General features: G+C 68.5%; 10 protein-coding genes. 2 read left to right on the top strand and 8 right to left on the bottom strand.

Features of this window, described 5'->3' with window-relative positions; all coding sequences use genetic code 11:
* Positions 1 to 109: 109 nt before the first annotated feature.
* The 7 genes from L3N39_RS18085 to L3N39_RS18055 all read right to left on the bottom strand — a co-directional run bounded on the left by L3N39_RS18085 (position 110) and on the right by L3N39_RS18055 (position 11285).
* Positions 110 to 1573 carry a sodium-dependent transporter gene (locus L3N39_RS18085; RefSeq protein ID WP_237258808.1) on the bottom strand — a complete coding sequence of 488 codons (1464 nt, stop codon included), beginning with the start codon at positions 1571 to 1573 and terminating at the stop codon, positions 110 to 112.
* 82 nt (positions 1574 to 1655) lie between these two features.
* The gene (maiA, locus tag L3N39_RS18080) at positions 1656 to 2306 is read right to left on the bottom strand and encodes a maleylacetoacetate isomerase (RefSeq protein ID WP_237258807.1); all 651 of its coding nucleotides are present in this window, start codon (positions 2304 to 2306) and stop codon (positions 1656 to 1658) included.
* Positions 2307 to 2393: 87 nt separating this feature from the next.
* Entirely contained in the window at positions 2394 to 3377 is a 984-nt protein-coding gene (locus L3N39_RS18075; protein ID WP_237258806.1) for a fumarylacetoacetate hydrolase family protein, read from the bottom strand.
* Between the two features lie 115 nt (positions 3378 to 3492).
* Entirely contained in the window at positions 3493 to 4587 is a 1095-nt protein-coding gene (gene hppD / locus L3N39_RS18070; RefSeq protein ID WP_237258805.1) for a 4-hydroxyphenylpyruvate dioxygenase, read from the bottom strand.
* Between the two features lie 370 nt (positions 4588 to 4957).
* The gene (locus L3N39_RS18065) at positions 4958 to 6367 is read right to left on the bottom strand and encodes a sodium-dependent transporter (RefSeq protein ID WP_237258804.1); all 1410 of its coding nucleotides are present in this window, start codon (positions 6365 to 6367) and stop codon (positions 4958 to 4960) included.
* A gap of 78 nt (positions 6368 to 6445) precedes the next feature.
* Positions 6446 to 7531: a Glu/Leu/Phe/Val dehydrogenase dimerization domain-containing protein gene (locus tag L3N39_RS18060; RefSeq protein ID WP_237258803.1), complete on the bottom strand. Its 1086-nt coding sequence runs from the start codon at positions 7529 to 7531 to the stop codon at positions 6446 to 6448.
* Between the two features lie 283 nt (positions 7532 to 7814).
* Complete coding sequence (locus L3N39_RS18055; protein WP_237258802.1) at positions 7815 to 11285, bottom strand: indolepyruvate ferredoxin oxidoreductase family protein; 3471 nt, start codon at positions 11283 to 11285, stop codon at positions 7815 to 7817.
* A gap of 198 nt (positions 11286 to 11483) precedes the next feature.
* On the opposite strand from L3N39_RS18055, the gene L3N39_RS18050 reads away from it, so the two are divergent.
* Entirely contained in the window at positions 11484 to 11951 is a 468-nt protein-coding gene (locus L3N39_RS18050) for an Lrp/AsnC family transcriptional regulator (RefSeq protein WP_061339970.1), read from the top strand.
* 199 nt (positions 11952 to 12150) lie between these two features.
* Here the strand turns inward: L3N39_RS18050 and L3N39_RS18045 are convergent, their stop codons facing one another.
* A complete protein-coding gene (locus L3N39_RS18045; RefSeq protein ID WP_237258801.1) occupies positions 12151 to 12582 on the bottom strand; it encodes a DUF192 domain-containing protein in 432 nt (143 codons plus the stop codon).
* A gap of 303 nt (positions 12583 to 12885) precedes the next feature.
* On the opposite strand from L3N39_RS18045, the gene L3N39_RS18040 reads away from it, so the two are divergent.
* Entirely contained in the window at positions 12886 to 14286 is a 1401-nt protein-coding gene (locus L3N39_RS18040) for a sigma-54 interaction domain-containing protein (RefSeq protein ID WP_237258800.1), read from the top strand.
* Positions 14287 to 14463: the final 177 nt, after the last annotated feature.

Here is a 14463-nt window from a genome sequence, read left to right as displayed (position 1 = left end):
GATCTTGGTCAATATTTCGGCCGCTTGGTCAGGAACTTGAGCCTCTGCCGCGCAACGAAAAACGCCAGCCTCGCGGCTGGCGTCTGGACTGTGGCCCCGGCGACCGGACTCAGCGCCCGGCCAGCACCGGCATCTGCCGACAGCGGCGCAGGCCCTCGCCGACGATGGTCAGCGCGGCGATGGCGCTGGCGATCCAGTACCAGCGCTCGAGCGGGTCGAAGCCCAGCCAGCCGAGCGCATGCAGGAACACCATGAGGATCAGCACCGGGCTGACGTAGCGCACCATGAACAGCCACAGCGCATGGCCGGCCGGCGACAGCCCCAGCTCGTCGCGCAGGATCTCGCCGCGCAGGCAGTAGCCGGCCAGCACCGCCATGAAGATCCCGCCCAGCGGCATCATCCAGCGCGAGGTCAGGTAGTCCAGCGCGTCGAACAGTGTGCTGCCGAACAGCTTCCACTCGGCGCCGACGTTGAACGAGAGCATCGCCAACAGGCTGATGACCAGCAGCACCGTACCCGAGCCAATGGCCGCCTTGACCCGGCTGATGCCGTGCTTCTCGTTGAGGTAGGCGACGGTCGCCTCGATCATCGAGATCGCCGAGGACAGCGCGGCGACCGAGACCATGGCGAAGAACAGCACGCCGAACAGGGTGCCGAACGGCATCTGCTGGAAGGCCAGCGGCAGGCTCATGAAGATCAGCCCCGGGCCGGCGCTCGGGCTCATGCCGTTGGCGAAGATCACCGGGAAGATCGCCAGCCCCGCCAGCAGCGCCACGCAGGTATCGGCGATCGCCACCATGAAGGTGGTCCGAGCGATGGACTGGCCATCCGGCAGGTAGGAGCCGTAGGTGAGGATCGCGCCGGAGGCCAGGCTCAGGGTGAAGAAGGCATGCCCGAGCGCCGCCAGCAGCGCCTCGCCGGTGATCTTCGAGGTGTCGAAGCTGAACAGGAAGGCGAAGCCCTCGTCGAAGCCGCCGCTGGTCAGGCCATAGCCGACCAGCACCAAGAGCATCACCGCCAGCCCCGGCATCATCCAGCGGAAGGCGCGCTCGACCCCGGCCTGCACGCCGCGACCGACGATCGCCAGGGTCAGCAGCGCCACCAGCACGCTCCAGCCGCCGAGCGCCCAGGGGTTGGCGTTGTGCGCCTCGAAGGTCTGCGCCAGGCCCTCGACGCTGGTCGCCGCCAGCGAGCCGTCGAGCATCTTGACCGTGTAGGCGAAGGCCCAGCCGGCCACCACCACGTAGAAGCAGAGGATCATGAAGCCGGCCAGCATGGCCATGCCGCCGACCAGCTTCCAGGCCGGGTTGCCGTCGTTCTCGCGCACCACCCGGGCGATGGCGTCGATGGGGCTGCCGCGGCCGCGGCGGCCGATGGCGATCTCGGTCATCATCACCGGGATGCCGACCGCGAGGATGCACGCCAGGTACATCAGCACGAAGGCGCCGCCGCCGTACTCGCCGGTGATGTAGGGGAATTTCCAGATATTGCCCAGGCCGACCGCCGAGCCGGTCGCGGCAAGGATGAAGCCCCAGCGGGACAGCCAGAGGTTCTTGGGTTTTTCACGGGTCATGCGTCACCTGCTTGTTTTTATCGTGACGGATCGAACCCGCCGCGCTTGTGACGCAGCGGAATGGCACGCAAGGTTGGGGTAGTCAGCCAGCGTCGGGTTGCACCTCCGGGGCGGCGTTGGCGAACGCCTCCAGCGCCTCGCAGCGGGCAACGCGCGCGAGGATACGTGGATAGGCGTCCAATGGGCAGTCGAAACGACGGGCGTTGTACACCTGCGGCACCAGGCAGGCTTCGAGGTAGCCGGGGCGCTGGCCCAGCGACAGCTCGTCGCCGAAGGCTTCCAGCCCCTGCTCCACCGCCGCCAGGCCGAGGGCGACCCAGTGGCGGTACCAGGCATTCTTCGCCTCGTCGTCGACGCCGAGTTCGCCGGACAGGTACTTGAGCACGCGCAGGTTGTTCAGCGGGTGGATGTCGCAGGCGATGTGCAGCGCCAGCGCGCGCACCTGGGCGCGGCGCACCGGATCGTCCGGCAGCAGCGCCGGCACCGGGAACACCTCGTCGAGGTACTCGAGGATCGCCAGCGACTGGCCGATGCGCGCGCCGCCATTGACCTCGTCGACCAGCAGCGGCACCAGCCCCTGCGGGTTGAGCACGAGGTAGTCGGCGCCATGCTGCTGGCCGCCGTCCTTGACCAGATGCACCGGCACCTGGCGATAGGCCAGACCCTTGAGGTTCAGCGCGATGCGCACCCGATAGGCGGCGCTGGAGCGCCAGTAGGAATAGAGCGTCAGCATTTCGGCTCCCTCGCAAGATGGAAAGCCGCGAAGCGGTTTCCACCGGATATCCGTTGGCCCCGGTGGAAGTGAAAAACGGCAGCCGCCCTAGCCTTCATATTTCTCCACCGCCTGGTCGATGGCGCCGAAGACGCTCTGCCCGCTGGCGTCGAACATCTCGATGCGCACCCGGTCGCCGAAGCGCAGGAACGGCGTCTGCGCCTCGCCGTGCTCGATCACCTCGAGCATGCGCTTCTCCGCCAGGCAGGAGGAGCCAGCGCTGCGGTCGTAGTTCGACACCGTGCCCGAGCCGATGATGGTGCCGGCGCCCAGCGGCCGGGTGCGCGCGGCGTGGGCGACCAGGGTCGGGAAGTTGAAGGTCATGTCGGTGCCGGCATCCGGTTGGCCGAACAGCGCGCCGTTGATGTGCGAGACCAGCGGGCGATGGACCTTGCCGTCCTTCCAGGCATCGCCCAGCTCGTCCGGGGTCACCGCCACCGGCGAGAAGCTCGACGACGGCTTGCTCTGGTAGAAGCCGAAGCCCTTGGCCAGCTCGGCGGGGATCAGGTTGCGCAGCGACACGTCGTTGACCAGCATCAGCAGCCGGATGTGCGCGGCGGCCTCGGCTGGCGTCGCGCCCATCGGCACGTCGTCGGTGATCACCGCCAGCTCGCCTTCAAGGTCGATGCCCCAGGCCTCGTCGGCCAGGCGGATCGGGCTGTGCGGCGGGATGAAGGCATCGGCACCGCCCTGGTACATCAGCGGGTCGTGCCAGAAGGATTCCGGCATCTCGGCGCCACGCGCCTTGCGTACCAGCTCGACGTGGTTGACGTAGGCGCTGCCGTCGGCCCAGTGGTAGGCACGCGGCAGCGGGCTGTGGCAGGCGGCCTGGTCGAAGGCGAAGGCACCCGCCTCCAGGCCGTCGTTGAGGCGCTGGTAGACCGCCTCAAGCCTGGGCCGGGTCGCGGCCCAGTCGTCCAGCGCGGCCTGCAGGGTAGCGGCGATCTGCGGCACGCGCACGGCGCGGGTCAGGTCGCGGGAGACCACGACAAGAACGCCGTCGCGGCCCTGGTTCAGTGATGCGAGTTTCATGGTCAAACCTCGTGGGGAGTCGCGCGGCCGCCTAGGCGGTGCGCCCCTTGGCAATCAGCTATCGGCGCAGGCCGCAGGGTACGCGCGGCGCGCCCTGCAGCGAGGCGCATCATGGTTACTCGGAGATCACGCCACGGCGCAGCTGGTCTTCCTCGATGGATTCGAACAGCGCCTTGAAATTGCCCTCGCCGAAGCCCTGGTTGCCCTTGCGCTGGATGATCTCGAAGAAGATCGGGCCGATCACCGTGTTGGTGAAGATCTGCAGGAGGATGCCGTCATCGCCGGGCGTACCGACGCCCGGCGCTCCGTCGATCAGCAGGTTCAGCTCGCGCAGCTGGTCCAGCGGTTCGCCATGCCCGGCGACGCGGCTGTCGACCTTCTCGTAGTAGGTGTCCGGGGTGGTCATGAAGTCCACGCCGTTGGCACGCAGCTGGCGGACCGTCTCGTAGATATCGTCGGTAGACAGCGCGATGTGCTGGATGCCCTCGCCGTGGTACTCGCGGATGAATTCCTCGATCTGCGACTTGTCGTCGGCCGACTCGTTGATCGGGATGCGGATCTTGCCGCAGGGCGCGGTCATGGCGCGGGAGAACAGGCCGGTGAGCTTGCCCTCGATGTCGAAGTAGCGGATCTCGCGGAAGTTGGCGATGCGCTCGTAGAAGCCGGACCAGACGTCCATCTGCCCGCGGCGCACGTTGTGGGTCAGGTGGTCGATGCACATGAGGCCGACGGCGTTGTCGTTCGGCGAACGGCCTTCGATGAACTCGAAGTCGACGTCGTAGATGCTCTTGTCGCCGTAGCGATCGACCAGATACAGCAGCGAGCCGCCGATGCCTTCGACGCAGGGGATGTTCAGCTCGCCGAAGTTGGCGTGGCTGCCGACCAGCCTGGCGCCCTGGGACTCGACGTAGGCGGCGGCCTGGGCGGCATTCTTCACCCGGAAGGCCATGGCGCAGGCGCTCGGCCCGTGCTTTTCGGCGAACTCGTGGACGTGGCCGCTGGGGCTGCCATTGAGCACGATGTTGATGTCGTGCTGCTGGAACAGCCAGACATCCTTGGAACGGTGCCTGGCGGTCTCGGTAAAGCCCATCTGGGTGAACAGCGTGCGCAGCTGCTGGATGCCTTCGGCGTTCGGCGCGGTGAATTCGACGAACTCGAAGCCGTCGGTGCCGATGGGGTTGTGCTGCTCGATCTTGGTCACGGCGTTCATCTCGCCTCCTGGTTCTTGTTATCGGTTGGCAGGGGTCCGCAGACGCCCTGCACGCATGGCTGGGGCCATGACAAACCAGCGCAGGCGGCGAAACAAGCGGCCTCAGGGCCTGGCCGGCGGGCCCGCCGACGCTGGCGGCGTCAGCTTTTCCTTACACCGCGCCGGCCGGGGCCCGGCGCGTCCATTTCGCTTTCCAGGCGTAACGAAAAGCTGACAACGCCCTGCGACAAGCTGCCGCACAGCCACGCACGAAGTGGCCGAAACGAGATGGGCCGAAGCCCACCCTACAAAGGGGCTGCTGCCAGCCCGCCCCTGCAGGGTGGGCTTCAGCCCACCAAGGCCCTGTCCTCCAGGGCCATCCAGGCGTCCGTTAGAGCACGCCGACCAGATTGAGGAACACCAGCACGATGGCCACCGGGGTGCCGTAGCGCAGCAGGTTCCACCACAGGCCGAACCAGCCCGGGCGGGCGATGCCGATGGCCTCGTGCACCAGCTCGCGGCGCAGCACCCAGCCGGTGAACAGCACCGTGCCGAGGCCGCCGAGGGGCATCAGCCAGTTGGCGGTGAGGTAGTCCATGGTGTCGAACACGGTGCGGCCGAACAGCTGGTACTCGGCCCAGTGGTTGAACGACAGCAGGCAGGCCGTGCCCATCAGGGCGAGCAGTGCGCCGGTCAGCAGCACCGCGCGGCCGCGGCGCAGGCCGAAGCGCTCGGTCAGCCAGGCGATCCCAGGTTCCGAGAGCGAGATGGTCGAGGTCACCGCGGCCAGCACCAGCATGACGAAGAACAGCCCGCCGACCAGTTGGCCGAGCGGCATCTGGCCGAAGGCGATCGGCAGGGTGACGAAGATCAGCCCCGGCCCGGCGCCCGGCTCCAGGCCGTTGGCGAACACCAGCGGGAAGATCGCCAGCCCGGCGAGCAGCGCCACCACCGTATCGGCCAGCGCCACCAACAGCGAGGTACGCGCGATCGAAGTGCCCTCCGGCAGGTAGGAGCCGTAGGCCATCATCGCCCCGCAGCCCAGGCTGAGGGTGAAGAAGGCATGGCCCAGGGCAAGCAGCACGCCCTCGGCGCTCAGCTGGGAGAAATCCGGCACGAACAGAAAGCGCAGCGCGGCGGCGAAGTCGCCGGCCACCGCGGCATAGCCGACCAGCCCCAGCAGCAGCACGAACAGCCCCGGCATCAGCAGGCGCAGCGCACGCTCCAGGCCGTCGCGCACGCCGAGGCCGACGATCAGCAGGGTCACCGCCAGCACCAGCAGGCCGGACAGCGCGAGGCGCCCGGGATCGGCCAGCAGGCCGTCGAACAGCGCGCCGCTGGCCTGGCCGTCGACTCCGCTGAAGGCGCCACTCAGGGCGGTCGGCACATAGGCCAGCGCCCAGCCGGCCACCACCAGGTAGAAGCCGAGGATCAGGAAACCGGTGAAGGCGCCGAGCCAGCCGACCTTGCGCCAGTGGCGGCTGGCGCCGGCCTCCTCGGCCAGCCGGCCGACCGCGCCGGCGGGGTTCTGCCGGCCGCGGCGGCCGATCATCACCTCGGCCATCAGCAGCGGGATGCCGATGGTCAGGATGCAGGCCACGTAGACCAGCACGAAGGCACCGCCGCCGTTGGCGCCGGTGATGTAGGGGAATTTCCAGATATTGCCCAGCCCCACGGCCGAGCCGGTGGCGGCGAGGAAGAACACCCAGCGCGAGGACCACAGGCCTCGGGCGGCGGACGGACGGACGGCAGCGGACGCGCCGGCGAAGCTGCCGGCGGCAAGACGGGTTGGTTCGGTCATTGCGGTTTCCTGCTTGTTGTTTTTGTCAGGTCTGGCGAAGTGACAGAAGACGGGCGGCGCCTGGGCCGCCCGTGCGGATCAGGCGTGCAGCCTGAGGGCGGGCGGCTCGTGGCCGCTTTCCAGGCGCTCGAGCGCCAGGCGGTCGGCGATCACCGAGGTCGGCTCGCCGCTGGCGGCGGCGCGGGTGAAGATCTCCTGCAGGGTGTCGCCGATGGCGTGCACGTGGCTGTCGATCTGCGCCGCGCTGCCACCGATGCGCTGGTAGTAGACGTCGATGATGCCGCCGGCGTTGATCGCGTAGTCCGGCGCGTACAGCTGGTTGCGCCGCTGCAGCTCGGCGCCGATCTCGGCGGTGGCCAGCTGGTTGTTGGCGGCGCCGGCGATCACCGGTGCGCGCAGCACCTCGAGGGTCTGCTCGTTGAGGATGGCGCCCATGGCGCAGGGCGCGAAAACGTCCACGTCCAGGCCGTAGATGTCCTGCGGGCGAACCACGTTGGCGCCCAGCTCGTCCATCGCCTGGCGCACGTTGGCATCGAAGATGTCGGCGATCCAGAGTTCGGCGCCGGCCGCCTTCAGGTGCCGCGCCAGCCCCAGGCCGACATGCCCGACGCCCTGGATCGCCACCTTCAGCCCGCTGAGGTCGTCGCGGCCGAGGCGATGGCGCACCGCGGCCTTGAGCCCGACGAACACGCCGAGCGCGGTGGATGGCGATGGGTCGCCGCTGGCGATGCTGCCGTCGAGGGTGGCACGCGGCGTGGCGCCGACCACATGGCGGGTGCGCTGGGCGAAGGCCTGCATCTCGGCATCGCCGGTGCCCGAGTCGGCGGCGGTGATGTAGCGCCCGCCGAGGCTGTCGACGAAGTCGCCCATGGCGTGCAGCAACGCCTGGCTCTTGCCGGTGTGCGGGTCGCCGATGATCACCGCCTTGCCGCCGCCGAGCTTGAGCCCGGCCAGCGAGGATTTCAGCGTCATCCCGCGCGACAGGCGCAGCACGTCGCGCAGGGCATCGTCGTCGTTGGCGTAGGGGAACATCCGGCAGCCGCCCAGCGCAGGGCCCAGGCGCGTGTCGTGGATGGCGATGATGGCCCTGAGCCCCGAAGCCTTGTCGTGGCAGAAGACCACCTGTTCGTGATGATCGAAGTCGGGGTGCGCGAAAACGGACATTTTGAGTACCTCGTTCCTGTGGGTCTGGCGCCCTGTTCTGGACAGGGCCTTCTTGTCGGTATCGCCGGGAACATGCGCCCGGTGTGTTCATCTGGCCTTGGGCGGTTCGGAGCCGACGCCCTGGCGGTGGCTTCAGCCCAGCGGGACGCAGCCGAAGCGCTCAATTGGGTGGGCTGAAGCCCACCCCGCGCGGGTGCCTCCCGCAGGTTCCTTCGCGGCCAAGGCCGCTTCCACGATGCTCCTGCAAGCCGTGGGAGCGGTCTCGACCGCGAACCCCACCCCGCTACGCCGCCGGCTGGAACAGCCGCACGCTCTGCACCTCGTCGCCCTTGGCCAGCTGCTCGCGGAGCAACTTCTCCTGCTGGCGGGCCTTGGCGATGGAGCGCTCCTTCACCGGGCCGTAGCCGCGGATCTGCTCCGGCAGCGCGGCGATGGCCACGGCGGTGCGGTAGTTGGTCGGCTTGAGCTGGGCCAGCAGCTCGTCGACGGTCTTCTCGTACTCGGCGATCAGCTGGCGCTCGACGCGGCGGTCGTGGCCGTAGCCGAACGGATCGAATGGCGTGCCACGCAGGAAGCGCAGCTTGGCCAGCACGCCGAAAGCGTCGAGCATCCACGGGCCGAACTCGCGCTTGCGCGGCTCGCCGGTCTTCGGATCGGGCTTGCTCAGCCAGGCCGGCGCCAGGTGGAACTGCAGCTTGTAGTCGCCCTCGAACTGCGCTTCGAGCTGCTGGCGGAACTCCGGCTCGCTGTAGAGCCGCGCCACCTCGTACTCGTCCTTGTAGGCCAGCAGCTTGAAGTAGTAGCGGGCGACGGCCTTGGACAGCGCCAGGTCGTCCGCCGTATCGGCCTCGCGCACGCGCTCGACCAGTTGGCGATAACGGCGCGCCAGGGCGGCGTTCTGGTAGCGGGTGAGGAAGTCCACGCGCCAGTCGACGATCTCTTCCAGAGTCTTGCAGACTGGCTCGGCGGCCTCGGCCGGGCGCGCCAGTTGCTCCACCGCTTCACGCTCCAGCACCGCGCGACGGCCCCAGCGGAAGGCCTGCAGATTCAGCTTGGCGGCAACGCCATTGAGCTCGATGGCCTTCTCGATCGCCTCGGCGCTGATCGGCAAGAGCCCCTGCTGATAGGCGAAGCCGAGCAGGAACAGGTTGGTGGCGATGCTGTCGCCCAAGAGCCGCGTGGCCAGGCGGGTGGCGTCGACGAAATGGGTCTTGTCGGCGCCGACCGCGTCGCTGATCGCCCGGCGCATGGCCGCGCCGGGGACCTGGGCATCGGGGTTGCGGGTGAACTCGGCGGTGGCCGATTCGTGGCTGTTCACCACGGCATTGCTGATCTGCTCGTTGAGCCGGGTCAGCGATTCATCGCCCGCCGCGACCACCAGGTCGCAGCCCAGCAGCAGGTCGGCCTCGCCGGCGGCGATGCGCACCGCGTAGATGTCGCTCTGCCTGGCGGCGATGCGCACGTGGGTGGTCACCGGGCCGAATTTCTGCGCGAGACCCGCCTGGTCGAGCACGGTGCAGCCCTTGCCTTCCAGGTGCGCAGCCATGCCGAGCAGCGCGCCGAGGGTGGTCACGCCGCTGCCGCCAACGCCGGGGATCAGCACGTTCCATGGCCGCTCCAGCGACGGGTGCCGCGGCTCGGGCAGCGCGCCGGCCTCGATGCCATGGCCGACCGCCTCCGGCTTGCGCAGCCCGCCGCCGTGCACGGTGACGAAGCTCGGGCAGAAGCCCTCGACGCAGGAGAAGTCCTTGTTGCAGGCGTTCTGGTCGATCTCGCGCTTGCGCCCCAGTTCGGTCTCCAGCGGCAGCACCGACAGGCAGTTGGACTTCTCGCCGCAATCGCCGCAGCCCTCGCATACCGCCGGGTTGATGAAGGCGCGCTTGGCCGGGTCTTCCAGCTTGCCGCGCTTGCGCCGGCGGCGCTTCTCGGTGGCGCAGGTCTGGTCGTAGATGATCACCGAGACGCCCTTGAACTCACGCAGCTCACGCTGCACGGCGTCCAACTCGCGGCGATGGTGGAAGCTGGTGATCGGCGCGAAGCCGTCGCGGCTCGGGTACTTGTCCGGCTCGTCGCTGACCAGCGCGATGCGCCGGACGCCCTCGTCGGCGATCTGCCGGCTGAGCTGGTCGACGCGCAGCTCGCCGTCGATCGGCTGGCCGCCGGTCATGGCCACGGCGTCGTTGTAGAGCACCTTGTAGGTGATGTTGACGCCCGCCGCCACGGCGGCGCGGATCGCCAGGCTGCCGGAGTGGAAGTAGGTGCCGTCGCCGAGGTTCTGGAACATGTGCGGGGTGTCGGTGAACGGCGCCTGGCCGATCCAGTTGACGCCCTCGCCGCCCATCTGGGTGAAGGTCTCGGTACGCCGGTCCATCCACTGCACCATGTAGTGACAGCCGATACCGGCCGAGGCGCGACTGCCCTCGGGCACCTTGGTCGAGGTGTTGTGCGGGCAGCCGGAACAGTAGTGCGGGGTGCGCACGGTGCTGTAGCTGCGCGCGGCCAGGGCCTTCTCCTTGGCGTCGAGGAAGGCCAGGCGGGTCTGGATGCTGTCGCTGGTGTAGATCGGCGCGAGGCGCTTGGCGATCACCCGGGCGATCATCGCCGGGGTCAGCTCGGAGAGGTTCGGCAGCAGCGAGTTGCCCTGCTCGTCGAACTCGCCGACCACCCGCGGGCGCTTGCTGACCGGCCAGTTGTAGAGCTGCCCGGTGAGCTGGTCCTCGATGATGCTGCGCTTCTCCTCGACCACCAGGATCTCGTCCAGCCCCTGGGCGAACTCGTGCACCGAGACCGGCTCCAGCGGCCAGCTCATGCCGACCTTGAGCACCCGCAGGCCGACCTGCGCGCACAGCGCTTCGTCGAGGCCGAGGTCATCCAGCGCCTGGCGCACGTCGAGATAGGACTTGCCGGTGGTGATTATCCCTAAGCGCGGATTCGGCGAATCGAGCATCACCCGGTTCAGGTTGTTGGCCCGGGCGAAGGCGCGCGCGGCGTAGATCTTGTACAGGTTGAGGCGCTTTTCCTGAGCCAGCGGCGGGTCCGGCCAGCGGATGTGCACGCCGTCCTCGGGCAGCTCGAAGTCCTCGGGGATGCGCGTCTCGACGCGCAGCGGGTCGACTTCCACCACGGCGGAGGAGTCGACGTTCTCGGCGATGGTCTTCAGCGCCACCCAGCAGCCGGAGTAGCGCGACAGCTCCCAGCCGATGATGCCGTAGTCGAGGATTTCCTGGACGTTGGCCGGATTCAGCACCGGAATCGAGGCGGCGATGAAGGCATGCTCGCTCTGGTGCGGCAGCGTCGAGGACTTGCAGCCATGGTCGTCACCGGCCAGCAGCAGCACACCGCCGTGCGCGGAGACGCCGGCCGCGTTGCCGTGCTTGAACACGTCGCCGGCACGGTCGACGCCCGGCCCCTTGCCGTACCACATGGCGAACACGCCGTCGTATCGGGCGCCCGGGAACAGGTTGGTCTGCTGGCTGCCCCACACGGCGGTGGCGGCCAACTCTTCGTTGACCCCCGGCTGGAAGTGGATGGCGTTCTGCTTGAGGTAGTCGCGGGCTTCCCAGAGGCTCTTGTCCAGCCCGCCCAGCGGCGAGCCGCGGTAGCCGGAGATGAAGCCGCCGGTGTTCAGGCCGCGGGCCTGGTCACGCTGATGCTGCAGCATCGGCAGGCGGGTCAGGGCCTGGGTACCGGTGAGGTACAGGTGCCCTGTTGCAAGGCGGTACTTGTCGTCCAGACGGATCTCGGCCAGAGACATGGGGCGCTCCTAATTTGTTGTTATCGGAGTCAGGGTGGTCGCGCTCGGCGCCACCCGCCTTTTCGCGGCAGGGGATCGCCCCGCCGACACTTGTTTACAGTCTGGCCGTGACGAACGGAGATTTTCTTTCTACTTTTGCGCTAGAACCGCATTCGCTTGCATGAACGATGCGCCGACAACAACAAAACCGGAATGAACATGCAGACCCCGCTGAGTACCGTCGATCGCAAGATCCTTCGCCTGCTGCAACACAACGCTGACCTGTCGGCCGCCGAGATCGCCGAAAAGGTCGAGCTCTCGCAGTCGCCCTGCTGGCGACGCATCCACCGCATGCAGGAAGAGGGGCTGATCGAGCGCAAGGTCGCCCTGCTCAACCCGAAGAAGCTCGGGCTGAACATGACGGTGTTCGTCAACATCAAGCTCTCGGCCCATGGGCGCAGCAACCTCGACGAATTCGAGCAGGCGGTGGTCGGCTACCCCGAGGTGCTCGAGTGCCACACCATGGCCGGCGAGTCGGACTACCTACTCAAGGTGGTCGCGAGGGACATCGACAGCTATGAACGCTTCCTGCGCGACCAGCTGCTGCAGCGCCCGCACGTACAGGAAGCGCATTCGCACATCGCCATGAGCGAGGTGAAGCGGACCACGGAGTTGCCGCTGGACTAAGGGGTCAGTGGTTCGCGAGGCCGCCGTAGGGTGGGCTTTAGCCCCCCGCAAGCCACGGCGTACTGGCTGGTGGGCTGAAGCCCACCCTACGGATCGCTGCAACCCACCGCTCTCACCGCACGTAGGGTGGAAAACGGCCAACGGCCTTTTCCACGCGTCCGCCAGGATCCTGCGCCGGCATCCACCGAGCGGCGCGCCGCTACTCCCTCGGCAACCCTTCCACCCATGCGCCGGGGTCGATGGCGTGCTCGGCGAACCAGCCCTGGTTGACCTCCAGCGCATAGCGCGCCGGTTCTTTCGAGCAACGGATCTCGCTGCTCAGCGGCTCGAGATCGATCAGCTCGAGGATCTGCCCGGCGTCATCGACGAACGCCGCCGACAGCGGCAGCGGCGTGTTGCGCATCCACAGGCAATGCCGCCCGGGGCGCTCGAAGCGCAGCAGCATCCCCCCGTCGGCCGCCAGCTCGCGGCGCTCCATCAGCCCGCGGGCGCGTGCAAGGTCGCTGGCGGCCAGTTCCACCCATAGCGATGCCCCCTCGATGCACAGCGCCAAGCCGTCCTCCTGCGCCAGCGCAGGCGGCAGGCGCCAGAGCAGAGCGGTCGAGACGATCAGCGAAACCAGTGCGCGCATGCCATGAACCTTTGACGAATCCGGGGGAGCGGCGATCCTCGCGTCGCACTTCTTAAGCGAAGCGGGCACCCCCGCCATGGTCAAGAACGACCATCGAGGACCGCATGATGCGCAAAGAATAACCGCCACCAGCGCCTCCTGGCGCCGTGCTTGCAGCCCTCGCCGCTCACTTCCTCCTGCCGGCGCTGCCGGGTATTGCCGGGCACGGCGCGCGTGACATCATGGGCGACCGCCTGCCGCCCCGGGCCTTCGCCGGCCGGTGCATTTCCTTCAACCGCCCTTCTGCCGGGCGCACGGAGCCGCATGGACCACAACCTCAAGGACTACCCGCACATCCGCCAGCTGGCGATCCGCTCGCTGTTCGAGATCTTCGAGCATTCCAGCGAAGGCACCATCATCGTCGACCGTGACGCCAACATCGTCTGGATCAACGAACGCTATGCGCGCCGCTTCGGCCTCGACAGCCCCGAGCAGGCGATCGGCAAGCCCTGCGAGACGGTGATCCCCGGCAGCCTGCTGCGCGAGGTGGTCAGCACCGGCAAGCCGATGCTGCTGGACATGCTCGACACGCCGGACAGCCCCGTGGTGGTCATGCGCCTGCCGGTACACGACGACGACGGGCAGATCATCGGCGCCATCGGCTTCGCCCTGTTCGACGAGTTGCGCGCGCTGTCGCCGCTGCTGACCCGCTACCAGCGCATGCAGGAGGAGCTGGCCTCGACCCGCTCGCTGCTGCGCGCGCGCCAGGCCAAGTACAGCTTCGCCCACTTCATCGGCACCAGCGCCCAGAGCCTGGAGGTCAAGCGCCACGCCCGGCGCAGCGCCACGGTGGAATCGCCGGTGCTGCTGCTCGGCGAGACCGGCACCGGCAAGGAGCTGCTCGCGCACGCCATCCATGCCGCCTCGCCGCGGGCGAACAAGCCGTTCGTCAGCATCAACGCGGCGGCGATTCCCGAGAGCCTGCTGGAGGCCGAATTCTTCGGCACCGCGCCGGGCGCCTTCACCGGCGCCACGCGCAAGGGCCGCCCGGGCAAGCTGCAGATCGCCCAGGGCGGCACGCTGTTCCTCGACGAGATCGGCGACATGCCGCTGGCACTGCAGAGCAAGCTGCTGCGCGTGCTGCAGGAGAAGGAGTTCGAGCCGGTCGGCTCCGACGAGATGCTGCAGAGCGACGTGCGCCTGATCGCCGCGACCTCCATCGATCTGGAACAGGCGGTCGCCCGCGGCAGCTTCCGCGCCGACCTCTACTACCGCATCAACGTGCTGCCGATCCGCGTGCCGCCGCTGCGCGAGCGCCTGGCCGACCTGCCGGCGCTGTGCGAGGCGATCCTCGACGAGCTGCCCGGCGACCACGGGCTGCACCCGGCCGGCCTCGCCCTGCTCGCCCGCCACGCCTGGCCGGGCAACATCCGCGAACTGCGCAACGTGCTCGAGCGCGCCGCGCTGCACGCCGATGCCGCCGAGCTGGGCGAGGCGGACATCCGCCGAGCCATCGGCACGCTGCAACCGCTGGACATCGCCCCGGGCGTGGCGAGCGCGGCGCCGGTCGGCGATTTCCAGCAGGCGCGCATGGCCTTCGAGCGCGAGCTGATCGCCAGCGCCCTGGTGCAGCACGACGGCAACGTGGTCGCGGCGGCCCGCGCGCTCGGCCTCGGCCGCTCGACGCTGTACCGCAAGATGGCCGAGCTCGGCCTCGGCAGCTGAACACAGCGCTACGCCGAACCAGCCCTGCCCCGTCGGCGTGCGCGGCGCGCCGTCACCCACTCCCGCAGGGTGCGCCATGCGCACCATAGAGCCGCCGCGATAGCCCGATCCAAGCCGTCACCGGGGCCGCGACGATGCCGGTTCATGACATGGAACAAGCACGGCCGCGAAAAACAC

The organism is Pseudomonas oligotrophica, from assembly GCF_021726475.1.
GTDB classification, from domain to species: Bacteria; Pseudomonadota; Gammaproteobacteria; order Pseudomonadales; family Pseudomonadaceae; genus Stutzerimonas; species Stutzerimonas oligotrophica.
Note: the sequence above shows the minus strand (reverse complement) of the source record. Positions and strands in the feature narration are given on the sequence as shown.

Excerpts from the sequence above, each read along its gene's own strand:
- L3N39_RS18065 (WP_237258804.1), bottom strand. The coding sequence starts at position 6,367 with ATGACCGAACCAACCCGTCTTGCCGCCGGCAGCTTCGCCGGCGCGTCC.
- L3N39_RS18055 (WP_237258802.1), bottom strand. The coding sequence starts at position 11,285 with ATGTCTCTGGCCGAGATCCGTCTGGACGACAAGTACCGCCTTGCAACA.
- L3N39_RS18060 (WP_237258803.1), bottom strand. The coding sequence starts at position 7,531 with ATGTCCGTTTTCGCGCACCCCGACTTCGATCATCACGAACAGGTGGTC.
- L3N39_RS18075 (WP_237258806.1), bottom strand. The coding sequence starts at position 3,377 with ATGAAACTCGCATCACTGAACCAGGGCCGCGACGGCGTTCTTGTCGTG.
- L3N39_RS18045 (WP_237258801.1), bottom strand. The coding sequence starts at position 12,582 with ATGCGCGCACTGGTTTCGCTGATCGTCTCGACCGCTCTGCTCTGGCGC.
- hppD (WP_237258805.1), bottom strand. The coding sequence starts at position 4,587 with ATGAACGCCGTGACCAAGATCGAGCAGCACAACCCCATCGGCACCGAC.
- L3N39_RS18050 (WP_061339970.1), top strand. The coding sequence starts at position 11,484 with ATGCAGACCCCGCTGAGTACCGTCGATCGCAAGATCCTTCGCCTGCTG.
- L3N39_RS18040 (WP_237258800.1), top strand. The coding sequence starts at position 12,886 with ATGGACCACAACCTCAAGGACTACCCGCACATCCGCCAGCTGGCGATC.
- L3N39_RS18085 (WP_237258808.1), bottom strand. The coding sequence starts at position 1,573 with ATGACCCGTGAAAAACCCAAGAACCTCTGGCTGTCCCGCTGGGGCTTC.
- maiA (WP_237258807.1), bottom strand. The coding sequence starts at position 2,306 with ATGCTGACGCTCTATTCCTACTGGCGCTCCAGCGCCGCCTATCGGGTG.